19 protein-coding genes and 1 pseudogene are annotated in these 22,338 nt (G+C 70.1%); 14 read left to right on the forward strand and 6 right to left on the reverse strand.

Annotated elements, in window-relative coordinates; genetic code table 11:
* Positions 1-107 precede the first annotated feature (107 nt).
* A complete protein-coding gene (locus ACIQJT_RS33105) occupies positions 108-479 on the reverse strand; it encodes a VOC family protein (protein ID WP_402649506.1) in 372 nt (123 codons plus the stop codon).
* Positions 480-616: 137 nt separating this feature from the next.
* On the opposite strand from ACIQJT_RS33105, the gene ACIQJT_RS33110 reads away from it, so the two are divergent.
* Both ACIQJT_RS33110 and ACIQJT_RS33115 read left to right on the forward strand, forming a co-directional pair.
* Positions 617-1,543, forward strand: coding sequence for a LysR family transcriptional regulator (locus ACIQJT_RS33110; RefSeq protein WP_402649507.1), 927 nt, complete (start codon positions 617-619; stop codon positions 1,541-1,543).
* Between the two features lie 183 nt (positions 1,544-1,726).
* Positions 1,727-2,935 carry an MFS transporter gene (locus tag ACIQJT_RS33115; protein ID WP_402649508.1) on the forward strand — a complete coding sequence of 403 codons (1,209 nt, stop codon included), beginning with the start codon at positions 1,727-1,729 and terminating at the stop codon, positions 2,933-2,935.
* Positions 2,936-3,039: 104 nt separating this feature from the next.
* On the opposite strand, the pseudogene ACIQJT_RS33120 reads toward ACIQJT_RS33115, so the two are convergent.
* Both ACIQJT_RS33120 and ACIQJT_RS33125 read right to left on the reverse strand, forming a co-directional pair.
* A pseudogene (locus ACIQJT_RS33120) lies at positions 3,040-3,250 on the reverse strand (IS630 family transposase); the annotation flags it as partial.
* Positions 3,251-3,267: 17 nt separating this feature from the next.
* A complete protein-coding gene (locus tag ACIQJT_RS33125) occupies positions 3,268-3,465 on the reverse strand; it encodes a hypothetical protein (protein WP_402649509.1) in 198 nt (65 codons plus the stop codon).
* A 246-nt stretch (positions 3,466-3,711) separates the two neighbouring features.
* On the opposite strand from ACIQJT_RS33125, the gene ACIQJT_RS33130 reads away from it, so the two are divergent.
* The 4 genes from ACIQJT_RS33130 (at position 3,712) to ACIQJT_RS33145 (ending at position 10,194) form a co-directional block, all read left to right on the forward strand.
* Positions 3,712-4,644, forward strand: a complete 933-nt coding sequence (locus tag ACIQJT_RS33130; RefSeq protein WP_402649510.1) for an NAD-dependent epimerase/dehydratase family protein — start codon at positions 3,712-3,714, stop codon at positions 4,642-4,644.
* A 411-nt stretch (positions 4,645-5,055) separates the two neighbouring features.
* Positions 5,056-6,960 (forward strand): BTAD domain-containing putative transcriptional regulator, encoded by a 1,905-nt coding sequence (locus tag ACIQJT_RS33135; RefSeq protein WP_402649511.1) that lies wholly within the window; start codon positions 5,056-5,058, stop codon positions 6,958-6,960.
* A gap of 129 nt (positions 6,961-7,089) precedes the next feature.
* A complete protein-coding gene (locus tag ACIQJT_RS33140) occupies positions 7,090-8,952 on the forward strand; it encodes a nuclear transport factor 2 family protein (protein WP_402649512.1) in 1,863 nt (620 codons plus the stop codon).
* A gap of 276 nt (positions 8,953-9,228) precedes the next feature.
* Entirely contained in the window at positions 9,229-10,194 is a 966-nt protein-coding gene (locus tag ACIQJT_RS33145) for a TetR/AcrR family transcriptional regulator (RefSeq protein ID WP_402649513.1), read from the forward strand.
* Between the two features lie 65 nt (positions 10,195-10,259).
* On the opposite strand, the gene ACIQJT_RS33150 is transcribed toward ACIQJT_RS33145, so the two are convergent.
* Positions 10,260-11,456 carry a spore photoproduct lyase family protein gene (locus ACIQJT_RS33150; RefSeq protein ID WP_402649514.1) on the reverse strand — a complete coding sequence of 399 codons (1,197 nt, stop codon included), beginning with the start codon at positions 11,454-11,456 and terminating at the stop codon, positions 10,260-10,262.
* 298 nt (positions 11,457-11,754) lie between these two features.
* On the opposite strand from ACIQJT_RS33150, the gene ACIQJT_RS33155 reads away from it, so the two are divergent.
* Complete coding sequence (locus ACIQJT_RS33155; protein ID WP_402649515.1) at positions 11,755-13,311, forward strand: Re/Si-specific NAD(P)(+) transhydrogenase subunit alpha; 1,557 nt, start codon at positions 11,755-11,757, stop codon at positions 13,309-13,311.
* A 6-nt stretch (positions 13,312-13,317) separates the two neighbouring features.
* Positions 13,318-14,784 carry a Re/Si-specific NAD(P)(+) transhydrogenase subunit beta gene (gene pntB, locus ACIQJT_RS33160; RefSeq protein WP_402649516.1) on the forward strand — a complete coding sequence of 489 codons (1,467 nt, stop codon included), beginning with the start codon at positions 13,318-13,320 and terminating at the stop codon, positions 14,782-14,784.
* A gap of 129 nt (positions 14,785-14,913) precedes the next feature.
* On the opposite strand, the gene ACIQJT_RS33165 is transcribed toward pntB, so the two are convergent.
* On the reverse strand, positions 14,914-15,192 hold the full coding sequence (locus tag ACIQJT_RS33165) for a WhiB family transcriptional regulator (protein ID WP_402649517.1): 279 nt from the start codon (positions 15,190-15,192) through the stop codon (positions 14,914-14,916).
* Positions 15,193-15,773: 581 nt separating this feature from the next.
* On the opposite strand from ACIQJT_RS33165, the gene ACIQJT_RS33170 reads away from it, so the two are divergent.
* The 5 genes from ACIQJT_RS33170 to ACIQJT_RS33190 all read left to right on the forward strand — a co-directional run bounded on the left by ACIQJT_RS33170 (position 15,774) and on the right by ACIQJT_RS33190 (position 20,317).
* The gene (locus ACIQJT_RS33170) at positions 15,774-17,546 is read left to right on the forward strand and encodes an ATP-binding protein (protein ID WP_402649518.1); all 1,773 of its coding nucleotides are present in this window, start codon (positions 15,774-15,776) and stop codon (positions 17,544-17,546) included.
* Between the two features lie 138 nt (positions 17,547-17,684).
* Positions 17,685-18,104: a roadblock/LC7 domain-containing protein gene (locus tag ACIQJT_RS33175; RefSeq protein ID WP_053846610.1), complete on the forward strand. Its 420-nt coding sequence runs from the start codon at positions 17,685-17,687 to the stop codon at positions 18,102-18,104.
* On the forward strand, positions 18,101-18,457 hold the full coding sequence (locus ACIQJT_RS33180; protein ID WP_053846597.1) for a DUF742 domain-containing protein: 357 nt from the start codon (positions 18,101-18,103) through the stop codon (positions 18,455-18,457). The genes ACIQJT_RS33175 and ACIQJT_RS33180 overlap by 4 nt, the downstream gene beginning before the upstream one ends.
* Entirely contained in the window at positions 18,438-19,055 is a 618-nt protein-coding gene (locus tag ACIQJT_RS33185) for an ATP/GTP-binding protein (protein ID WP_365460080.1), read from the forward strand. The genes ACIQJT_RS33180 and ACIQJT_RS33185 overlap by 20 nt, the downstream gene beginning before the upstream one ends.
* Complete coding sequence (locus tag ACIQJT_RS33190) at positions 19,052-20,317, forward strand: cytochrome P450 (RefSeq protein WP_365460077.1); 1,266 nt, start codon at positions 19,052-19,054, stop codon at positions 20,315-20,317. Before ACIQJT_RS33185 ends, ACIQJT_RS33190 begins: the two co-directional genes overlap by 4 nt.
* Before the next feature lie 78 nt (positions 20,318-20,395).
* On the opposite strand, the gene ACIQJT_RS33195 is transcribed toward ACIQJT_RS33190, so the two are convergent.
* Positions 20,396-21,622, reverse strand: a complete 1,227-nt coding sequence (locus ACIQJT_RS33195) for a cytochrome P450 (protein ID WP_402649519.1) — start codon at positions 21,620-21,622, stop codon at positions 20,396-20,398.
* Between the two features lie 176 nt (positions 21,623-21,798).
* Here ACIQJT_RS33195 and ACIQJT_RS33200 point away from each other — a divergent pair, with 176 nt between their 5' ends.
* On the forward strand, positions 21,799-22,206 hold the full coding sequence (locus ACIQJT_RS33200) for a HEAT repeat domain-containing protein (RefSeq protein WP_402649691.1): 408 nt from the start codon (positions 21,799-21,801) through the stop codon (positions 22,204-22,206).
* Positions 22,207-22,338 lie beyond the last annotated feature (132 nt).

The raw sequence follows: 22,338 nt of genomic DNA on the forward strand, positions 1-22,338 counted from the left end.
CTTGAGGAGGTCGGCCACGTGCTCAGCGTTCAGTGATCCCCACCGGTGGCTGCCGGTCCGCCATACGGAGCCGGCAGACGGTGACCTCGCATCGGTCGACGGCCTGATCAGCGCGTGACGATGCAGAAGGGATGCCCCACCGGATCGGTGAGGACCCGCCCCTTGTCCCCGTGCGGCTGGTGATCCGGCTTGCCCGCACCCAGCTCCAGGAGCCGGGCCTCGGCCACGGCCAAGTCCTCTTCGACTGCGAAGCAGATGTGCAACTGCTGGGGAACGATCTGGTCGGGCCAGGTCGGAGCCCGGTAGTCGTCGACCCGCTGAAACCCGAGCAAGAGTCCGTGCTCACCGTTGAGGCCCGCGAAGCCGGCGTCCGACTTCGGATGCAGCTCAAGACCAGTGGCCTCCTGATAGAACGCCGCCAAAGCCGGCGGATCGGGGCAGTCGAGAGTTATCGCGGCCAACTTCATCTGTAGTGGCATGGGGCCTCCGCCCGGATCGGCGTTGCTGTGCGGTCACTGGCGCTGACAAGTATCAACGTGTCGGCCGACCGCCTTGACGGTCATGACATCCCCCGTCGAAGCACTGATACTTCACGCAGCTGGCATAGAATTCATGAATGCCGTCTTTTCGCGCGCTGGAATGCCTCGTCGCTGTCGCGGACACAGGATCGATCACTCAGGCCGCACTGCTGCTGCACTCCTCGCAACCCGCCGTTTCCCATCAGATCGCCTCACTGGAGCGTGAGACCCGCACGGCCCTGCTGCGTCGCGAGGCGCGGGGGGTCAGGCTCACCGCCGCGGGGCGGGTCGCGGTCGCGGACGCCCGGCGGGCGGTCGAGGCGGCTAGCGCTGCCGTACGGTCGGCGCGCGCGGTGGGAGAGGCCGGGGGCGGGTCGCTGCGCATCGGTTGTGCGCAGAGCCTGACCGTCGCCTTGCTCGCCCCCGTGCTTCGCGACTGGCGCCGGCGCCACCCGGAAGTGACCATCGCTCTGCGTGAACTCACCGTCATGGACGAGGCGCTGAGGCTGATCGAGTCCGACGATCTTGACGTCGTGGTGCTGCCGGACCCTCCGTCCGACCGCTTCCATGTCACTGCCGTCGCCGAGGAGGAGATCGTGCTGGCGGCGCCCACCGACCACCCTCTGGCACAGCGGGCCGCACTGCGGATCCAGGACCTTGATGGCGCGCCGCTCGTGCACTTCACGGCGGACAACGCCCTCGGCGCCTGGCTCGACCAGTCGTTCGCCCGGGCCGGGGTCCAGCCGGAGGCGGTCATGCGGACGTCCGTCACTGTCGCGGCACCCCAGCTCGCCGCCGCCGGGCTGGGCGTCGCGGTCTGTCCGGTGAGCGCGGTCACTGCGGGCTTTCCGGGCGCGGTCCGGCCCTTCTCACCACGGTGGACCAGACACCTGATGGCGGTGACCTCCGCCGGACCCGATCCGCTCGTCGCGCGGTTCATCTCAGGGCTGCGCCGTCGCGGAGTGCGGGTTCCCCGCAGCGTGCAGACGCAGCTCGACGCAGAAGCCGGGGTCGCGGGCGAGTGATCACTGACGCTCTGCCCTGCGGCCGTGAATCCGGAGAAGGGCTGTCGCCTCTCTCCAGGGATGACTCGTGCGAGCCTCTGAGCTGCGCTTATGAAAGCCGGAAGTTGCTGACCTCAACACTTTGAATGGGTCAGCACCCGTGAATAAGGAATCCTGAGGTGAGGCCTGACGGTTCTGCTCGCCATGACACTTCAGCACACCCCATCTGAGACAACCCGCGAGGCGATCACCCGGGCCCCCAGGACACACCCCGCGCTGTATGCACTCGCTCTGGCCAGTTTCGCCGTCGGCCTCGCGGAGTTCGTGATTGCCGGCCTCCTGCCGGACATCGCCGGTGATCTGTCGGTGAGTGACGGCAGCGCGGGCATTCTGGTGACGGCTTACGCGGTGGGCATCATCGTGGGCGCCCTCGTCCTGACCACGGCCCTCAGCCGTATTCCGCCCAAGTCGGCCCTCGTGCGGCTCGGCGTCATCTTCGTCATCGGCAACCTCCTCAGCGCGCTGGGACCAGACTTCACGGTCGTCCTCCTGGGACGGATCATCGCCGGGGCGACCAACGGGGCGTTCCTCGGCGTGGGCATCGTCGTCGCCGTCAGCCTCGCCGACGCACGCAATCAAGGGCGGGCCATCGCCACCATGCTGGCCGGCCTGACGTTCGCGAATGTGCTCGGTGTACCGCTGGGCACCGTGCTCGGACAGCATCTCGGGTGGCGGGCCGTCTTCGGCGTCATCGTGGCCCTCGCGGTCCTCGCGACCCTTGCCATCCTCGCGGTCGTTCCCCACGTGGCGTCCGCGCCCACGAGTTCGCTCTCCGATCTGCGACACCTCCTCGACCGGCAGGCTCTACTGGCGATGGGCATCGCGACGTTCGGGTTCGGCGGCATGTTCGGCGCCTTCACCTATGCCGCGCTGACGCTCACGAAGGTCTCGGGTTACCCCACCAGCGCTGTTCCGTGGCTGCTCGTGCTCTTCGGCATCGGTCTCATGGTCGGCAACGCGCTGGGCGGCCGGCTGGTCGACCGCAGCCTGGACGCCACGCTGGCAGGGTCGCTGCTGGGTCTGTTGGCCGTGCAGATCGTCCTCGGATCGTTCGCCGGCCATGCGGTCGTAGCAGTGATCGCGCTGGGCCTGATGGGCATGTTCGGCTTCGCCGCCGCGCCGGGCTATCAGCAGAAGGTGATGCGACACGCGCGCGCCGCCGGGGCGATCGCGTCCGGCGCCCCGATCGCGGCGGTGAACGTCGGCAACGCCCTCGGCTCATGGATCGGCGGACTCATGATCACGTCCGGCCTCGGCTACACCTCACCCATCTGGATGGGTGCGATGGCCACCGGAATCGCCCTCGTCCTCCTCGCTGTCGCCGCCCGCACGGCACTTAAGGCGGCACAGTGACGCCGTCCGCCCAGGACGCTGCCGCACGCCCGCCAGTACCGCATCAGGCAACGTTCGTCCTGGTGAGACCTCGCGTCGTTGCTCGTTGGCTGCTTCGACCCGGTGTCCTTGGCCAGGTCAAGGGCGGCGAACAGGTGTCGTACTCCGCGGAGCGTTTGTAGGTCGCCCGCCGCCTGCGGCGTGGTTCGCGGTCGGGGCCCTTGTGTCCTTGTGCCTGCCGCCGCGTCCGGCCCATTGCCGGCCAGGGTGGGGCGTCAGGTTGAACGGCCCGAACTCGTCCCTGCACAAGACGACTTCGGGCTCGTCCTCTTCCGGTCAGCCTTCGCGGTGCGTCAGCCGGCGCGGCGCCGCCGTAGTTCCTCCAGCCATCCCCGTACCTGCGTGTCGTCGTGCACGTACGGCTCCACGGGTCCCACCCGCAGATCGATCCCGTACAGGAGCCCCAGCGCCCACCAGGACAGTTCGTCCCACTCAAGCGTGTCGTCGACAACCCAGCGTCCGGCCCACCGGTCAGCTGCATCCCGGCTCACACGTCCCTCGACCACGGCGGCAAGGCATGCCTCGATCGCGTCCAGGTCTGGCCGGCCACCACCGCCCGTCCTCCCAACGAACCCGAAGCCCGTGACGACGCGCTACAGCCATCCATATCTTCTTTGGTAAGCCGTCGAGACATGAATGACTTTGAGGGAACATCGGTCAGGCCCTGATCGCTGCACCTCACATGGCTTACCGCCCACAGCGGGCGGAAGCGTCACACGCGAGGAATGGAGATTCCCATGGCGCAGGCATTCGTCACGGGTGGTTCGGGTTTCATCGGTCGGGCCCTGATCCGTCGACTTGTCGGAGACGGCCACACGGTCCGCGCACTGGTCCGCAGTGAAGCGTCGGCCGACAAGGTCGCGGCCCTCGGCGCGGAGCCGGTGCGGGGCGAGTTGACGGAGCCGGCCGGATGGCAGGACGCGGTGGCGGGCAGCGAGGTGCTCTTCCACCTTGCCGCCGAGACGGACATCACCGCCGACCGCGAGCGCCAGGAGCAGGTGACGGTCGGCGGCACTCGGGCGGCCGTGGACGCAGCTCGTGCCGCGGGGGTCGCCACCTTCGTCAACTGCGGCAGCGAGTCCGCGCTCCTGGCCGGCGAACCGCTGCTGGACGTGGACGAGACCGCACCGCTGCGGCCGGACTCCGAAGCCGCCTACTGCGCGGTGAAGGCCATCGCCGAGAAGGTTGTGCTGGATGCCGACGTGCCGGGCTTCACCACCGTCTCCGTACGGCCGCGGTTCGTCTGGGGTCCCGAAAGCAGTCTGACCGAGGGCCTGGCGGCTGCGGCCAGGGCCGGGCAGTTCGCCTGGATCGAGGGCGGCCGGCACACCACCGACGTGACGTACGTGGATAACGCCGTCGAGGGATTGGTACGCGGATGGCAGCACGGCCGGCCGGGTCAGGCGTACTTCGTGACCGACCAGCACCGAGTCGTCCTGCGGGACTTCCTGGAGACGCTCTTCTCGCTCTACGGCGTCGACACGCCCATCCCGGACATGGACGCCGACACCGCCGCCCGTGTGGTGCCGGTCCCCGCCCGGTGGTTCGTCGGACAGTCGTGCACGCTGCGCACCGACAAGGCCGTGGCCGAACTGGGCTACCGGCCCGTCGTCGAGCACGCCGCCGGCCTCACCGCCGTGAAGGAAGCGCTCGCCTCCGACGCTGCGTGACCGGCTCACGGGCCTGCACCCGTCCGTGGTGTCCGCCCTGCGCAGGCGTTGGAGCCGGCTGCGACTACGAGGAGTGTCGACGCATCGCCCGGGGTGCCGGGGTGAAACCGTTGACGGCCCCGGCGGGTCCGGGTCGGACACCATCACATCCGGGTGGGCAAGAGGGGTCATCCCGGCTTGCCCACCCGGCGGTCTCGCCTCTGCTTCACCCTGCCGGAAATCTCGGATGATCGAGGTCACCGGCCGAGGTGTGCCAGGTGGCTGCGCAGGCGAGACCGCGGAGCGCTCGCAGTCGGCTTCGGAGCGCGGTCCGGGCTCTGGAGCCACGCCACCGCGTGCGGGGTCGGCCGCCGGGAGCCGCGGCCGCTCGTGTGCAACCCGGTGCGAGACCGGTTAATAATCGGTCGCGTGATGCGTCTTGCAATTCTCGGTCCTGTCCGTGCATGGCGGCGGGACGAGGAGATCGACCTCGGCTCCCCACAGCAACGCGGACTGCTCGCGCTGCTCCTTCTGCGCGAAGGGCGCTCGGTGGAGACCGAGGCGATCCTCGACGCTCTGTGGGGCGAGGAAGGGCCGCGAGGCGCTCGGGGCACCATCCGCACGTACGTCTATCGTCTGCGGCCGATCCTCGGCGACGTCGCGACCATCGAGTCGACCGGCAGCGGTTACCGTCTCACGGTTCGTGACGGGCAGGTCGACCTGAGCAGGTTCCGCGAGCTGATCGCGCAGGCTCACACGGCGCGCGGCGCCGGCGCCTCGGCGCGTGCCGCCGATCTCCTGCGCCAGGCCCTCGGCACCTGGCAGGGCCCGGCGCTGTCGGGTGTCCGGGGCCGCTTCTTCGAGCTGGAGCGTGACCGGCTGGAGGAGCTGAGGCTGGCCGCCCTGGAGGAAGTGTTCGACCTGGAGCTGGAGGCCGGAGGGCATCCGGGTCTGACGTCCGAGATCCGGGCAGCCCTCATGGAGCACCCTCTGCGGGAACGCCTGCACGAACAGCTCATGCTGTCGTTGTTCCAGGCCGGCCGCCGAGCCGAGGCGCTGGCCGCCTATCAGCACACACGGCAGCTTCTGCGCGAGGAACTGGGCGTGGATCCCGGGCCCGCCCTTCGCTCCCTGCACAGCCGTGTCCTGCACGAGGACGACGAGTCGCCCGCCCTTGCAGACCGTGAGCCGGCCTCGGCCAGCGCGCCGGTTCCGGCCCAACTCCCGCCGGATTCCGGGGTGTTCACGGGACGCCGGGCAGAGATCGGGGAACTGGGCTCAGTGCTGCGTGACGCCGCACACGCTCCGGTCGTCGGCATCACCGGCCTGGGCGGGATGGGCAAGACCGCGCTCGCCGTGCACCTCGCGCACACCCAGCGCCACCTGTTCCCCGACGGGCAGGTTTTCGCCGACCTCGGCGGTTTCAGGGATCCGGTCGGCCCGATGGAGGTGCTCGGCCAGTTCTTGCGCGCCATCGGGGTGTCGCGGCTGCCGGCATCCCTCGACGAACGTGCCGCGCTGTGGCGTACGTCGGTGTCCGGGCGCCGCTTGCTGATCGTCCTGGACGCGGCAACCAGCGGTGAGCAGGTGCGCCCCCTGCTGCCGGCCGCCCCGGGCTGTGCCGTCATCATGACCAGCCCGCGCCGCATCATCGACCTGCCCGGCATCCCCTGGCTGCGTCTGGGCGTTCTCCAGCCCGAGGACGCGCTGCAACTGCTCGCCGCCATCTCCGGGACCCGGCGGGTGTTCGCGGAGCGGGAAGCGGCCAGCCGCCTGGTGCAGGCCTGCTCCTACCAGCCGCTCTCGGTGCATGTGGCGGCCGCCCGGTTGGACGCCCGACCGTCCTGGACGATCGACCAGATCCTGGCCCAGCTCGAGGACGATCTGCGCCAGCCGGTCGTCATGCACGAAGACTGCAAGATCGTCGACAAGCCGTTCCGTGACGCCCAGGCCCGCATGGACGCCTTCCACCGCGACGCCTTCCACCTCGCCGCCGTGCCCGACTGCGGCCGGCTGGACCCCGCCATGGCAGCGGCAGTGCTCGATCTGCCGGTCAACGAAGCCACCGCGGTCATGGAAGCCCTCGTCGACGCTCATGTGGTGGAGACCGGCGCGAACGGTGACTACCACTTCCTCGGGCTCGTCAAGGCGTTCGCCCGGCGCCAAGCCCTCAACGGGATGGGACACGAGCACTGCCAGCAGGCCCTGCACCGACTGCTGCGACACTGCCTGGCCGGCGAGAGCACGGTCGGTGATGAGGACCTGCGCGCGGTACTGAACCAGATCACCGACCTTCCGGACACGGTCGCGGAGAAGGTGTCGCTCTCGCCGCGCTGATCGCATCACCGGCCGCGCGCGAGGCCAGGCACCCGTACACACCCTGGCGTGGGCCGCGGCCACGCAGGCGAAACGGCTCGTCGACGCGCCGTCGACACCACGTCGACACGCGTTCGATGCAATGCACGCATGCTCAATCCCCTCACGCGCGCCGAACTGGCAGCGCAGATCACCGGGCCCGTACTCGAGCCCGAAGACGAAGGCTTCGCCGCCGAGTGCGCCCCCTTCAACCTTGCCGTGACCCACCGCCCTCGCGTGGTTGTCGGGGCCGTGAACAGTGCCGACGTGCAGGCCGCCGTTCGCTTCGCCGCACAGCAGCGTCTGCCGGTCGCCGTCATGGCCACCGGCCACCAGGCGACACTCACGGCCGACGACGCGGTACTCATCACCACTCACCGGATGGCGCAGGTGAGCGTCGACCCCGCGTCCCGCACGGCCCGCGTGGCGGCGGGAGCCCGCTGGCAGCAAGTGATCGATGCGGCGACCCCGTCGGGTCTTGCTCCGCTCAACGGCTCCTCACCGCTCGTCGGAGTCGTCGGCTACACCCTCGGCGGTGGCTTGAGCCCCACCATGGGCCGCGCTCTCGGATGGGCGGCCGACCATGTCACCTCCATGGAGGTCGTGACAGCCGATGGTGAGTTGCGTTCCGTCGACGCCGCGTCGGAACCCGACCTCTTCTGGGCGCTGCGCGGCGGCAAGAGCAACTTCGGTGTCGTCACCGCCATGGAGTTCGCTCTCTTCCCGGTGGAACAACTGTGGGCGGGCGGACTGTTCTTCGACGGTGCCGACGTGGAAGCCGTCCTGCACGCCTATGCCGAGGTCACGGCGGGGGCCCCGGATGATCTGAGCTCCTCGATCGCCCTGCTGCGGCTGCCGGCACTGCCCGGCGTGCCGGAGTTCCTTGCCGACCGGTTCGCCGTCCACGTCCGCATCTCCTGTCTCGGCTCTCCGGACGAGGCCGCCCGGCTGGTCGCGCCGCTGCGCGCGGCCGCACCTGTCCTCGTGGACACTCTGGGCCCCATGCCGTACGCGTCCTTCGCCCAGATCCACAATGATCCGGCGGACCCGGCACCGTTCATGGAGCGCACCGCGATGCTGCACTCCCTGACCGCAGAGGCCGTCGAGGAAATCCTGGCCGCAGCGGGCCCGGAGGCCGACTGCCCGGTGCACTTCGTCGAGTTGCGCCACCTCGGCGGCGCTCTGGGCCGGGCCGCGGACAACGCCGTCGGACACCGGGACGCCCAGTTCGCACTCTGGGTCGTGGGTGTCGGCGCACCCGACGCCTTCACCGCGATGAACGCCTACGCAGATCAGCTGCTGCAACGGATGAGCCCCTGGTCGACCGGCGGAAAATACCTGAACTTCATGGCCGCCCAGGACACCGGCGCAACTGCCGTGAGCGCGGCCTACGACGAAGCCGCCTACCACCGGCTCCGCGGCATCAAGAGGCGCTTCGACCCGGACAACCTCTTCCGCCTGAACCACAACATTCCCCCCGAGGAGCGCCCGATGGCCGACGACAAACTGCAGCTTCTGATCGACCACGCCGCGATCGTCGATGCACTCCACCGCTACACCGCCGGGCTCGACCACGGTGACGCCGATCTGCTCGCCTCGTCACTGACCGAGGACGCCATGGTCGACCTGACACCGGCCACGAGCAAGATCGGTCTCGACTTCCCTGCGCTCAAGCCGCGCGACACCGTCGTGGGCGTCCTCATCCCGGCCGTCGGCCCGCTCGACACCAGCCACGTGATCAGCAACGTCCGCGCCAGGGTGGACGGCGACCACGCCCAGGTGAAGTGCTACGCGATGGCCCAGCACTACCTGCCCGGAGAAGGCCCCAAGCCGGACCGGACCCGCCACGCCCTGATGATGAACCGCTACGACGCGGACCTGACGCGTGACGGAGACACCTGGCGCATCAGCCGACTGACGATAGACAACGCCTGGTTCGAGGGCGACGAATCCGTCCTGCTTCCCGGCGACTGATCTCGGAACGAACCCGTCCCACCGGGGCGGCGCCCGCCGCACACAGCCGCAGGGCGCCCCCCGTACGCCGCCGGCCCGGCATCGCTGCCGTGGCCGCGGCCGCACATTCCCGACTCACGAAACCCCATTGGCTGACTACCTCCATGCCTCCGATACCCGCACTCCGGAATCCGTTTGGGAGCGTTCCGCGTGTCCACCACCCCTGAGGTGCCCCACCCTCCTCAGCATGCACAGCTCGACACCGTCCGGGGACGACTTGCGGCACTGATGCGGGACTTGCGCGAGGGCGCGTGGCAGCCGACCGACCTCGAGCGTCGTCTGGCCGAGCTTCTCGCACAGTCGGCCGCCGGGACCGGGTCGCTCGACGCGGCCGCTGTCCGGGCCGCGATACGGGAAGGCTCGATGACGGCCATCCGTGAGAACGGCGGCCGCTTCGTCGGTCTGCTGGCCGACCTCCTGCCGTTGATCGATGGGCCCGAACCGTCCGCACGGCACGCTGCCGGCCTCGCCCACGACGCCGCCGGGACGGTCGCGCAGTCGGCACCGGATCGGCGGGCCGCCCAGTCACCGCCCGCTTGTCCCTGTCCGGGCGAGGCGGGCAGCGATCAAAGGGAAGTACCGCGGCCGCGGCCCCTGTCACCACCTCGTCGCGAGGGCGGCAGACGCCTGCGCGCGGACGCGGCACTCAACCACACAAGGGTGCTGACCGCCGCGGCACAGATAGTGCGCGAGCGCGGACTGTCACACCTCACCATGGAAGCGGTCGCCGCCGAGGCAGGGGTCGGCAAGGGCACCGTCTTCCGACGGTTCGGTGACCGCGCAGGTCTGTTGCAGGCCCTGCTCCAGCGCTCCGAGGCGGCGTTCCAGGCCGCTCACCTCAGCGGCTCGGACCCGGCGGACACCCGCGACAAGGCGATCGAGCAGCTTCGCGCATTCGGCGTGGCCGCCATACAGCGCTATGCCACGGAGCCGGAACTGCAGATGGCCGCCGAGCCCTCCCCGGATCAGCGCTACGGACACGCACTCCGTCGCGCGTACCACGAGCGGGTCAGCCTGCTGTTCGGCCTGGCCGCGCCGGAAGCAGACGCAGAACTGCTCGGTCACGCGGCGCTGGGCTACCTCGATCCAGCGCTTGTCTGGTACCTGGGCGAACAGCGCAAGCTACCGCTGCACCGGCTGGAAGCCGGTTGGCTCGAACTGGTCGCCCGACTCACCCGGCAGTCGCAGCCCCGCACGAGGTGACCCGCGAACCCCGATCGCACGGGGCGGGCCAGGCCGCGTGAAACTCCCACGCCGACGCTGTGTCGTCAGAAGGCGTAGCGCACCCGCAGCCAGGGTGCATGGTCGGTGATGAGGCCGCGCAGCGAGCGCACCGCTTCCGCTTTGATGTGGTCGCGATAGCGGACGTTGTGCGCTCCGTTCTGCGAGCGCTTGCCCTGTTGCAGCTCGGGCTGCCACAGGACGCCCTCGGCGCGGGGATGCCAGCCGAGGTTGACCTGGTGCAGGTCCTGGTTGTGGGTGAGCATGATGATCTCCGCGGCGGCCTGCCGCTTCACCCGGTGGGGCAGGACATCGTCGAGCTGCCGCAGGACGTCGGCCCAGTCGTCCTGCCAGCCGGGCCGCAGGACGACGGGGGAGAGGTTGAAGTGGACCTCGTAGCCCGCGTCCACGAAGTCGGCCGCGGCGGCGATGCGGTCGGCCACCGCGGAGGTGCGCAGGTCCAGCAGTCGTGAGTCGGCCGCGGGCATCACGGAGAAGCGGATCCGGGTACGGCCGCGGGGGTCCAGCGTCAGCAGATCGGGGTTGACGAACTTGGTGGCGAAGGACGCCTTGGCGTGGGGCCACTGGCGGAAGGCGGTGATCAGGTCCGCGGTGTTGTCGCAGATGAGCGCGTCCACGGAGCAGTCGCCGTTCTCACCGATGTCGTACACCCAGGCGGTGTCGTCACACTGGTTGGGTTCCCGCTTACGGCCCTGGCGCGCGACGTGGCGGCCGAGGTGGCCGATGATCCGGTCGATGTTGGTGAAGACGGTGATCGGGTTGGCGTACCCCTTGCGGCGGGGCACGTAGCAGTACGCGCAGGCCATCGCGCAGCCGTTGGTGGGGCCGGGGGCGATGAAGTCGGCGGAGCGTCCGTTGGGCCGGGTGGTCAGGGTCTTGCGCTCACCGAGGACCAGGGTCTCGCCCTTGACGCGGACCCAGCGCTCGACGTTGTCCTCGTTTCCGTGCAGGCCCGGGATGCGCCAGTGGGAGTCCACCTCGACGACCTGCGCGGCGGGGAAGCGTGCGAGGATCTCGCGGCCCCGGGGGGAGGCGGCGGCCGGGGGTTCGGCGTAGATCGTGCGCACCGGCAGCATGGTCCGGGCCGCGCGGGAGTCGCGGAAGCCGGAGCCGGCCGCGGCCGTGCCGCCGACGGGTGCGCCGCCCGCCGCTGTCCCGGGCAGCGCGTCGAGGTCGAACAGGGTGTCGGAGCCGTGCTCGGGTTCGGTGAAGGGGGATGTCACGCGAAGGTTCCCTTCGTCCGATGCCGCGATTCATGGCAATTGTACGGAGTGTCGGGCAGGCCCTGGCCGGGAAGCCGGGGGAAGTGGGAGAGGGTCCGCCGGGGCGGCCCGGAGGCCGGACACAACAGGGTCGCCCCACGTCTCCCGTTCGGTGGCGCAGGTCGGTCCAGGTCGTCGCCGTGTGCTGTCGGTCAGTACTCGGCCGACGGGTTAGGCACGGGCGATCACGGGGCAGGACGTCGTAACCCCCCGGGGCGCAGATCTCCCTTTCGCACCTCCTTGACGAGAGACACAGGACATGTCTGCTGAAGAAAGCGCACAGCATCCTCCCCGCCGCGTCGGCGTCGTGGCCGAGTCCGGGTCCGGAGAGACACGGGTCGCGGCGACCCCGGCGACCGCACGGCTGCTGCTGGGCCTCGGTTACGAGGTCGTCGTCGAGTCCGGGGCCGGCGAGGCCTCGGGCTTCGACGACCAGGCGTACGCCGACGTCGGCGCCGCGATCGGCGAGGCATGGCAGGCGGACGTCGTCCTGAAGGTCAACGCCCCCACCGAAGCCGAGATCCGCCGGTTGCGGAGGGGCGCGGTCGTGATCGCCCTGCTGGCCCCGGCGCAGAATCCCGAGTTGCTCCGAGCCCTCGCCGACGCGGGGGTGACGGCCCTGGCCCTCGACGCCGTGCCGCGCATCTCGCGGGCCCAGTCCATGGACGTGCTGTCCTCGATGGCGAACATCGCGGGCTACCGCGCGGTCATCGAGGCCGCGCACGTCTTCGGACGGTTCTTCACCGGTCAGGTCACCGCGGCGGGCAAGGTGCCGCCGGCGAAGGTGCTGGTGGCCGGCGCGGGTGTGGCCGGTCTGGCGGCGATCGGCGCCGCCTCCAGCCTTGGGGCGATCGTGCGCGCCACCGACCCCCGCCCGGAGGTGGCGGACCAGGTGAAGTCGCTGGGCGGCGAGTACCTGTCGGTGAACGCCGCCCAGGAGGCGAGCGCCGACGGCTACGCCAAGGCGACCTCCGCCGACTACGACCGCGCCGCCGCCGAGCTCTACCACGAGCAGGCCGGGGACGTGGACATCGTCATCACCACCGCCCTGATCCCGGGGCGGCCCGCGCCGCGGCTGCTGACCGCCGAGGACGTGGCCGTGATGAAGCCGGGAAGCGTCATCGTCGACATGGCCGCCGCGATGGGTGGCAACGTCGAGGGCACCGTGCCGGGCCGGATCGTGGTCACCGACAACGGTGTGACGCTCATCGGCTACACCGACCTGGCCTCCCGGCTCCCGGCCCAGGCCTCCCAGATGTTCGGCACGAACCTGGTGAACCTGCTGAAACTGCTGACCCCGGGCAAGGACGGCCGTCTGACCATCGACTTCGACGACGTCGTGCAGCGGGCGGTGACCGTGGTTCGGGACGGTGACGTCACCTGGCCGCCGCCCCCCGTCGCGGTCTCGGCCGCCCCTGCCGCGCCGGTCACGGCCGCACCCGAGGCGCCCGCACCGGACCAGCCGCGGCTGTCGCCGGTCCGGCGCTTCGGCCTGATCGGGCTCGGCATGCTCGCGATGTTCCTGCTGGTGGCCTTCGCTCCGGCCCAACTCGCCGGCAACTTCACCGTGTTCGCGCTGGCGGTGGTGATCGGCTACTACGTCATCGGCAAGGTGCACCACGCGCTGCACACCCCGTTGATGTCGGTGACCAACGCGATCTCCGGGATCGTCGTGATCGGCGCCCTGCTGCAGATCGGGCACGAGAGCCGGATCGTCACCGCGCTGTCCTTCGTCGCGATCCTGCTGACGAGCGTGAACATCTTCGGAGGCTTCGCCGTCACCCGCCGCATGCTGTCCATGTTCTCGAAAGGCTGAGCCGAGATGACCTCCCTGACGGCCTCCCACGCGGCCGACCTGGTCGCCGCCCTGCTGTTCATCCTCAGCCTGGCCGGCCTGTCCCAGCACCGCACCTCCCGCGCCGGCGTCGTCTACGGCATCGCCGGCATGGGTCTCGCCCTGGCGGCCACCGTGGTGGTCGCCTCGCGGAGCATCAGCGCCGGAGCGGTCGCGCTGATCGTGCTGGCGATGGCGCTCGGCGCGGCCATGGGCCTGTGGCGGGCCCGGCGCGTCGAGATGACGCAGATGCCCGAACTCATCGCCGTCCTGCACAGCTTCGTCGGCCTGGCCGCGGTGCTCGTGGGCTGGAACAGCTACCTGGAGGTGGAGCACCACGGCGCGGCGCAGGACCGGATCGGCGCCGACCTGCTGGGCATCCACCACGTCGAGGTGTTCATCGGCATCTTCATCGGCGCGGTCACCTTCACCGGCTCGATCGTCGCGTTCCTGAAGCTGTCGGAGCGCATCAAGTCCCGGCCGCTGATGCTGCCGGGCAAGAACGCCCTGAACGTCGGGGCGCTCGTGGCGTTCGTCGCGCTGACCGTGTGGTTCACGATCAGTCCGAACCTGCCCCTGATGATCGCGGTGACCGCGCTGGCCATGGCCCTCGGCTGGCACCTGGTCGCCTCCATCGGCGGGGGCGACATGCCCGTCGTCGTCTCCATGCTGAACAGCTACTCGGGGTGGGCGGCGGCCGCGTCCGGCTTCCTGCTCGACAACAACCTGCTCATCGTCACCGGCGCGCTGGTGGGCTCCTCCGGTGCGTACCTGTCGTACATCATGTGCAAGGCGATGAACCGGTCCTTCCTGTCCGTCATCGCGGGCGGTTTCGGCATCGAGGCGCCGTCCGGGGGCGCGGAGGAGCAGGGGGAGCACCGGGAGGTGCGGGCGGCGGAGGTGGCCGAGATGCTCGTCCAGGCCCGCTCGGTGATCATCGCCCCCGGCTACGGCATGGCCGTCGCACAGGCGCAGCATCCCGTTGCCGAGCTGACGCGGCGGTTGCGCGAGCGGGGCGTTGAGGTCCGCTTCGGGGTCCATCCGGTCGCCGGACGCCTGCCCGGTCACATGAACGTGCTGCTGGCCGAGGCGAAGGTGCCCTACGACATCGTCCTGGAGATGGACGAGATCAACGACGACTTCGGCGCCACCTCGGTCGTCCTGGTCATCGGCGCGAACGACACGGTCAACCCGGCCGCGACCGACGACCCGGCGAGTCCGATCGCCGGGATGCCGGTGCTACGGGTCTGGGAGGCGGAGCAGGTTGTCGTCTTCAAGCGCTCCATGGCCTCCGGTTACGCGGGCGTGCAGAACCCCCTGTTCTTCCGGGAGAACAGCAGCATGCTGTTCGGCGACGCCCGACAGAGCGTGGAGGAGATCCTGCGCGCACTCGGCACCGAGAGCCGACGCGACGACGAGTCGGCGGCGCGGCAGTCGACGGTGCCCAGTCGCTGACGGCTCGGCTCCTTTGTGTTCGCTGGGGGGCGGTGGTGCGGGATTCGGTCGGCGAGGGACCGGTGCTGCGGGTCCGGGCCCTGCCGCATCTCCCGTACCACCGTCGTCGCCTCACGCCGGTGACCCCGCTCAGGTGGATCGGGCGGGGCGATCACTGAGGAGGGCGCCGCGGATCGCTCTGCGCTGGCTCGCGGTCGTGTCACCCCAGACGCCGTCCGCCTCGCCGTGGCGGACGGCCCAGTCGCGGCAGGCGGCCAGCACCGGGCAGCGACGGCACACGGCCCGCGCGGGCGCCGTCGCGACGTCCGTCTCCACCAGGGGAAAGAACAGTTCGGGGTCCTCGCCCACGCACAGCGCCCGGACGCGCCAGCCAGAGTGATGATTGTTGATCGAGGGTGTACGAGCCATACCGCACCTCCGCGGTCCGACCAGGGCACAGGTGTGAACGCGGCTGGAGAGCCACGGTCCCGGCAGAGGTGTTCAGCATCTTATGCCGCGCGACCGACAGAAGGCCATAGGGGATATTCACGGCATAGCGGTCGCGGACGTCCGGACTCGTCGTGCGGGACGGTGCGCTCCCTGGGGCGGTGAACCGTCGGTCGACCGCTGCTCTTAGGTGTCCATGTCACTCCCGGTCGCGGTCCGGCTCGAAACTTGGCCGAAAAGATGCCCTGCCGGTACGGCGTGTGCCCCTTGCGGCGGGCCGATGCGCCTGCTGCGTGTCCCGGATCGCTGAACTCCGCATGTGCGGGATCCACCCGGACCGGGCAAAGGTGCATACCACACGCACCAATGGCGAAGGCTGTTTCCCGACTAAGTGAACTCGTGTGCAGGATGGGGGCGTTGGTGTGCTTCCGCCACTCGAAAGGGTGACTAGCATGAGCGGCACGCGTGAGCCGGAAGCGCACCGTCCGTGAGCGGTCGCCCTTCGGACCGCCGACGACGCGCAGTCGTCCACCTTCTGCTCGTACGAACCGAGGGACCGCGGAATGCCAGTGCCTGCTCGCTCCCGTCAGCGTCGACGCGGGAAAGGGGCGAGTTCCTCTCCGGCCGTGTTCCCGGCAGTCCTGCTCGTGGCGGCGGGTGCCGCCGCTGCCGCCGCCGTTCTCGCTCCCGCGGCGGCCCGCTCCTGGGTGCTGGGCACGGTGATCGCCGCCTGGTGCTGTCTCGCCCTCGTCACCGGCGTCGCCGTCTACCTCCTGCGTCGTGTCCGTCGGCAGGCGGCCGCCCGGGACAGCGAGCTCGGGATGACCAAGGACAACTGGAAGAAGCAGGGCACCGAGGTCGCCCAGCTCGTCAACGTCGGTCTGCCGGGGGTCGCGCGGCATCTGAACGGCGGTGCGAGCGCCGAGGAAGCCGTCTCCCGGGTCGCCGCCCCGTCCGACCCGCAACTGCGCCAGATACTCGACACCTTCGCGGCGGAGCTCGGCGCGGCGGTGGCGCGGGCCGTCACCGCCGAGACCGAGCTGCGCGAGATGCGCGGCGAACTGGCGAGGGGCAGGGCGGAACTGGAGAGGCTCACCGAGGAGACCCTGCCTGCCGCGGTGGCCCTGCTGCGGGAGGGCAGTTCCGGCAACACGGTCCTCACCAAGTTCGACTGGCCGCAGAATGCCCTGGTCCGGGAAACGGCCGAGTGGTTCGTCCGTGAACTCGCCTACAGCGAACGGCGGTCCGCCGCCGCCCAGGCAGCCTCCGCCAAGGCGCTCAGCCGGGTCCAGTCCAAGACCGTCGCGATGCTGGCCGATCTGCGGGAGATGCAGGACCGGCACGGCCAGGACGTCCTCGGCGACCTGCTGCGGCTGGATCACAGCACCTCGCAGCTCGGTCTCATGACGGACCGGCTGGCCCTGCTGATGGGCGGCCGCTCCAGCCGCGTCTGGAACAAGCCGATCGTCATGGAGAGCATCCTGCGCGGAGCCGTCGGCCGTATCGCCGCCTACCGGCGGGTGCGCCTGCACTCCTCCAGCAAGGCGTCGATCGCGGGCTTCGCGGCCGAGGGCGTGATGCACCTGCTCGCCGAACTCATGGACAACGCCGCGAACTTCTCGCCGCCCATCGACGAGGTCCACGTCTACGTCGAGGAACGCAGCGCCGGTCTCGTCGTCACCATCGAGGACAGCGGCCTGAAGATGTCGGACGCCGCCATGCGCCGTGCCGAGGAGTCCGTGTCCGGCCGGGTCACCGACCTCGCCTCGTTGCAGGGCACCCGGCTCGGCCTGACCGTGGTGGGGCGGCTCGCCGAACGGTACGGCATCAGCGTCAACTACCGTCCCTCCTCACGTGGCGGCACCGGCGTCGTCGTCCTGCTGCCCCAGCAGCTCCTGGCCCAGCAGCGCGAACCCGTCGCCGAGCGTCCGCGGCGCACCGCCGAGGCCCCCGCCGTGCCGGCACCCGCCGTCGAAGCCGACAGGACGCCGGCCCCGCGCGCCCTGCCGGCCGCGTCCGTGGAACCTGCCGCGTCCGTGGAACCGGTCGCGTCCGAGGCGGCGGCGCCCGCGCCCGGCGCCGACGCCCCGGCCGGCCGGGGCGCGGCCACCGGCAACGCACTGCCCGTGCGTGCCCCCGGCCGTACGATGGCCGCCGCCGAGCGCGCACGGCAGAAGCAGGCGGCCACCCCGACGCCCTCGGCCGAGCCGGGTGAACCGTCGCCCGCCCGCGATGCCGGAAGCAGGTTCGGCGCCTTCCACCGTGCCCGTCACGGCGGCGCACCCGGCGACTCCGTCAGCCCGCCCGACGACGGGCACGACCCCGCGGCCGACTGAGCCGCGAACCCCCGCACCTCACGGCCTGCGCACACCGCACGGGCAGCAGTCCCCCACCCAGAACCTCGCCGCCGTATTCGATGGATTGGAGGAACGGGCCGGGTGACCGTCGACCGGTCGCAACCCGTCCCGATCGCCATGGAGACCACTGACAACAGCCTCACCTGGCTCCTGATGAACCTCTTGGAGCGCACCCCGGGCACGCGCCATGCGCTCGTCCTGTCGCGGGACGGCCTGAAGCTGTGCTGGACGGAGCACATGACGCTCGACCAGGCCGACCAGCTCGCGGCCATCTGCTCCGGCATCCAGGCCCTCGCGCAGGGCGCCTCCGTCGAGTTCGGGGACGGATCGGGGGGCGTGCGGCACTCCATGACCGAGTTCCACGGCGGCCTGCTGTTCATCGTGGAGGCGGGCGAGGGCGCGCACCTTGCCGTCGTCGCCCAGGAGGACGCCGATCCGGGAGTCGTCGGTCACCAGATGACGGAACTCGTCGAACAGATCGGGGAGCATCTGCGGGCCGAGCCGCGCACGCCCGCCGGCCGGGGTGCCCGCGCGTGATCCGTAAACCAGTGGACGTCGGGGATCCCGACCGGCTCTACACGGTCACCGGCGGGCGCAGCACGGCCGACGACTCGTTCGACCTGGTGACGCTCATCGTCAGCGAGAGCGAACCGAGCACCGGCATGCAGTCGGAGCACGTGCGGATCCTCGAGCTGTGCCGGCACCCCACGGCACTGGTGGAGATCTCCGCCGAGCTGAAGCTGCCCGTCACGGTCGCCCGCATCCTCGTCGGCGACCTGCACGACATGGGCAAGGTCAGCGCCCGTCATCCCCGCGCCGCCGACTCCGTCGCGTCGCTTCCCGAAACCGCCCTGCTCCAGGAGGTCCTCAATGGGCTCCGCAACCTCTGAGCTTCCCTCCCAGCGCACGCCGCTGGCCGATGCCGCCGAGACCGGTCTGAAGATCGTCGTGGTGGGCGGGTTCGGGGCCGGCAAGACCACCCTGGTCCGTTCGGTGAGCGAGATCCGCCCGCTGAACACCGAAGAGCTGATGACTCAGGCGGGGCAGGGCGTCGACGTGACGGCCGGTGTGGAGGGCAAGACGACCACGACGGTCGCCTTCGACTTCGGCCGGATCAGTCTCAACGAGCGCATGGTGCTCTATCTGTTCGGGGCACCGGGCCAGGAGCGGTTCTGGTTCCTGTGGGACCGCCTGTTCTCCGGAACGCTGGGCGCCGTCGTCCTCGTCGACACGCGCCGCATGGAGGACTGCTGGTACGCGATAGACAGGCTCGAACACCACGGGACCCCGTTCGTGGTGGCCGTGAACCGCTTCGACGGCGACGAGAACCGGTACTCGCTCGAGGAGATCCGCACGGCCCTCGCACTGGGGGCGCACGTGCCGATGGTCGACTGTGACGCACGGGTCAGATCCTCGGGCAAGGAGGTCCTCATCGCCCTCGTGGACCACCTCTACTCCATCGCACTGTCCCAGGAGAGCACACCGTGAGCGATCCCACCGGCTCCCCGTCCGCGGCCACTCCGCCTCCCGGCTGCCCGGCACACGACGCCGCGGTGCACCTGAGCGGCCTGGAGTACCAGCAGACGCCCTCCCAGATGTACCGCTCGATGCGCCGGGAACACGGGCCGGTCGCGCCGGTGCTGCTCGACAACGACATCCCCGCCTGGCTCGTCCTCGGCTATCCCGAGGTCTGCTACGTGACCAGTCACGACGAACTGTTCGCGCGGGACTCGCGGCGCTGGAACCAGTGGGACCGCATCCCGGCGGACTGGCCGCTCCTGCCGTTCGTCGGCTACCAGCCGTCCGTCCTGTTCACCGAGGGTGCGGAGCACCAGCGCCGGGCGGGTGTGATCACCCAGGCGCTGGAGGGCGTGGACCAGTTCGAGCTGGCCCGCGAGTGCGAGCTGATCGCCGGTCAGCTGATCTCCTCGTTCTCCGGCAGCGGCCAGGCCGAGCTGATGAGCGCGTACGCGCACGCGTTGCCGGCCCGTGCCGTGCTGTGGATGTGCGGCATGCCGCAGGACAGCACCGACACCGAGCAGCTCGTCGACGACCTGCGGATCTCGCTCGACGCCGGTGAGGGTGACGACCCGGTGGCGGCCTACATGCGGGTCGGTGAGCGGATCACGCATCTGGTGAAGGAGAAGCGGGAGCGGCCCGGGCCGGACGTCACGTCCCGGATGGTGCAGGACCCGGCCGGGCTCAGCGACGAGGAGATCGTGCAGGACCTGATCTCCGTCATCGCGGCGGCACAGCAGCCGACGGCCAACTGGATCTGCAACACCCTGCGACTGCTGCTCACCGACGAGCGCTTCGCGCTGAACGTCTCCGGAGGGCGGGTCAGCGTGGGGGACGCGCTGAACGAGGTGCTGTGGCTGGACACCCCGACGCAGAACTTCATCGGCCGCTGGGCCGTGCGCGACACCCAGCTCGGCGGGCGTCTCATCCGTGAGGGGGACTGCCTCGTGCTGGGCCTCGCGGCCGCCAACACCGACCCGCAGATCTGGCCCGAGTCGCACGTCGGCGCGGAGAACTCGGCGCACCTGTCCTTCAGCAACGGCGAGCACCGCTGCCCCTATCCCGCGCCCCTGCTGGCGGACGTGATGGCGCGTACGGCGGTGGAGACGCTCCTGGAGCACCTCCCGGACCTCGTCCTGGCCGTCGAGCCCGAGGAACTGACGTGGCGTCCGTCGATCTGGATGCGCGGACTGACCTCCCTGCCCGTGCAGTTCACTCCGGCGGTGCAGTAGCCGTCCCTCGCCCCGCCCGCTCCGTGGGGTCAGTCGGGGGCGGGCGGTGACGGGAACGGCCGTATGGGGGAGTGGTGTTCAGTTTCCGGCCGGAGTGAAGCGCACCGGCAGCGCCTGCGGGCCACGCGTGAATACGCCCTGCTCGACCGGCTCGAACCCGTCGGCGAGACGAAGGTCGGGCATCGCGTCGAGCAGGTGGTTGACGCCGGTCTCGACCTCCGCCTTGGCGAGGAGCGCGCCGACGCAGAAGTGGCGGCCGAGAGCGAAGGCGAGGTGGTCGGCGGCGGCCGAGAAGGCCGACGTGGTGGTGAGGTCGTCGCGGAAGATGTCGAACCGGTCGGGCTCGCGGTAGCGCCGTTCGTCCCGGTTGGCGGCGCCGATGAGGCACGTGACGGTCGCTCCGGCCGGGATGGTGCCCCCGCTGACCTCGACCTCGGTGGCCGACTGCCGCATGATCATGTGCACGGGAGGGGTGTAACGCAGGGTCTCGGCGAAGGCAGCGGGTATCAGGCTGCGGTCCTCGCGGACCGCCGCCAACTGGTCCGGATGCCGCAGCAGGTTGGCCAGGATGCTGGCGATCGCCTTGTCGGTGGTCTCCCCGCCGGCCGCGAGCAGCAGGCTGCAGAACGCCTTGATGTCCTCGTCGCTCATGCGCACGCCGTCCACCTCCGCGGCGCACAGCGAGGACAGCAGGTCGTCTCCCGGACGCTCACGCCGCTCGCGGATGATCGGGATCATGTACTCGGCGAACTCGACCCGGGTGCGCTCGCCCGCCGCGGTCACCTCCGGGTCACCGGCGAGGTTGCCGAGGAAGGCGATCACGGTGGTGTACCAGCCGTGGAAGCGGGCGTGATCGGCCTTGTCGAGGCCCAGCATGTCCGCGATGACGTTGACCGGAAAGCGAGTGGCGTAGTCGCTGACGATGTCGGCGGAACCCGTGTGTCTGAAGGCGTCGACGAGTTCGCGGGAGTTGCGCTCGATGACCGGCATGAACTTCTCCTGGAGGTCGCTGCCGCGGAAGGCGGGTGCGACCAGCGCCCGGCGCACGGCGTGCTCGCGACCACTGAGCTGGAGGATCGTCTTGCCGTGGACCGGTTCGAGCTGCCAGTTGTAGTTGTCGGTCGTGAACTCGGCCTTCTTGTCCTTGAAGACGCGCTCCACATCCTCGTAGCGGGAGATGATGTAACTCTGGGTGGCCTCGTGCCAGATCAGAGGCTCTTTCTCCCGCATCGTCGCGTAGGCGGGGTAGGGATTCTCGGCGAACTCCGGCGACAGGATGTCAGGTACCTGCTGGGCGGTGGACACGTGTCTCCTCAACGGTAGATGCCTGTGCTGTGCACCAGATTAATGATCTTCCAGTGGCTCAAACAGGCCAGTCCTGGCCGAAGTTGAGCCTACAAACAAGTCGGTGGGAGCGGGCAGTCGTCGTCGGCGGGGAGCTCTGCCGGACGTGCGCATGAGACTGTCTGTTCGTGCCGGAGATGATGAGTGAGTGGGAATCGGCCTTGGCTGCGGCGTCGTCTTCTTCATGGGAGCGGCGTGCGCGTGCCGGGCGCGACCTTGCGTCCTTCGCTGATGTTCCCGAGGCCGCGGAAGCGCTGGTGCGGCTGCTGCTGGACGACGAGGACACAGCGGTGACCCGGCGGACGGCGGAGGCCCTGGCCCGGGTGGGCACAGTGGCCGCCGTGAGGCTGATCGCTCTCGCGGTCACCGGGGCTGACGGAAATCACGCCGACTGGTTGCAGACCGGGGTGCATGACGCGCTCGCGGAGGCGGACGGTGTGCCCGACGTCGCAGCGGTCTGCGCGAAGCTCGCTATGGATCAGGAAGAGGCTGTACGGCGGGGTGCGGCGGAGATCTCGGCGTGGACGGACGGCACACGGTGCTGACGCGAACCGCCGGGGGCGCTGTGCCTCGCATCCGCCCGACAGCGCGGGGGTCATCACCCCGCATTCCCGGGACGACACCGACGGAGACAACTCTCGAAACTGGTGCTGATTCCCGCGAGAGTGGTGGAAAAA

The sequence above is a fragment of the Streptomyces sp. NPDC091972 genome, from assembly GCF_044756385.1.
In the GTDB taxonomy this organism is placed as follows: domain Bacteria; phylum Actinomycetota; class Actinomycetes; order Streptomycetales; family Streptomycetaceae; genus Streptomyces.

Excerpts from the sequence above, each read along its gene's own strand:
- ACIQJT_RS33105 (WP_402649506.1), bottom strand. The coding sequence starts at position 479 with ATGCCACTACAGATGAAGTTGGCCGCGATAACTCTCGACTGCCCCGAT.
- ACIQJT_RS33110 (WP_402649507.1), top strand. The coding sequence starts at position 617 with ATGCCGTCTTTTCGCGCGCTGGAATGCCTCGTCGCTGTCGCGGACACA.
- ACIQJT_RS33115 (WP_402649508.1), top strand. The coding sequence starts at position 1,727 with ATGACACTTCAGCACACCCCATCTGAGACAACCCGCGAGGCGATCACC.
- ACIQJT_RS33130 (WP_402649510.1), top strand. The coding sequence starts at position 3,712 with ATGGCGCAGGCATTCGTCACGGGTGGTTCGGGTTTCATCGGTCGGGCC.
- ACIQJT_RS33135 (WP_402649511.1), top strand. The coding sequence starts at position 5,056 with ATGCGTCTTGCAATTCTCGGTCCTGTCCGTGCATGGCGGCGGGACGAG.
- ACIQJT_RS33140 (WP_402649512.1), top strand. The coding sequence starts at position 7,090 with ATGCTCAATCCCCTCACGCGCGCCGAACTGGCAGCGCAGATCACCGGG.
- ACIQJT_RS33155 (WP_402649515.1), top strand. The coding sequence starts at position 11,755 with ATGTCTGCTGAAGAAAGCGCACAGCATCCTCCCCGCCGCGTCGGCGTC.
- pntB (WP_402649516.1), top strand. The coding sequence starts at position 13,318 with ATGACCTCCCTGACGGCCTCCCACGCGGCCGACCTGGTCGCCGCCCTG.
- ACIQJT_RS33165 (WP_402649517.1), bottom strand. The coding sequence starts at position 15,192 with ATGGCTCGTACACCCTCGATCAACAATCATCACTCTGGCTGGCGCGTC.
- ACIQJT_RS33170 (WP_402649518.1), top strand. The coding sequence starts at position 15,774 with ATGCCAGTGCCTGCTCGCTCCCGTCAGCGTCGACGCGGGAAAGGGGCG.
- ACIQJT_RS33175 (WP_053846610.1), top strand. The coding sequence starts at position 17,685 with ATGGAGACCACTGACAACAGCCTCACCTGGCTCCTGATGAACCTCTTG.
- ACIQJT_RS33185 (WP_365460080.1), top strand. The coding sequence starts at position 18,438 with ATGGGCTCCGCAACCTCTGAGCTTCCCTCCCAGCGCACGCCGCTGGCC.
- ACIQJT_RS33200 (WP_402649691.1), top strand. The coding sequence starts at position 21,799 with ATGATGAGTGAGTGGGAATCGGCCTTGGCTGCGGCGTCGTCTTCTTCA.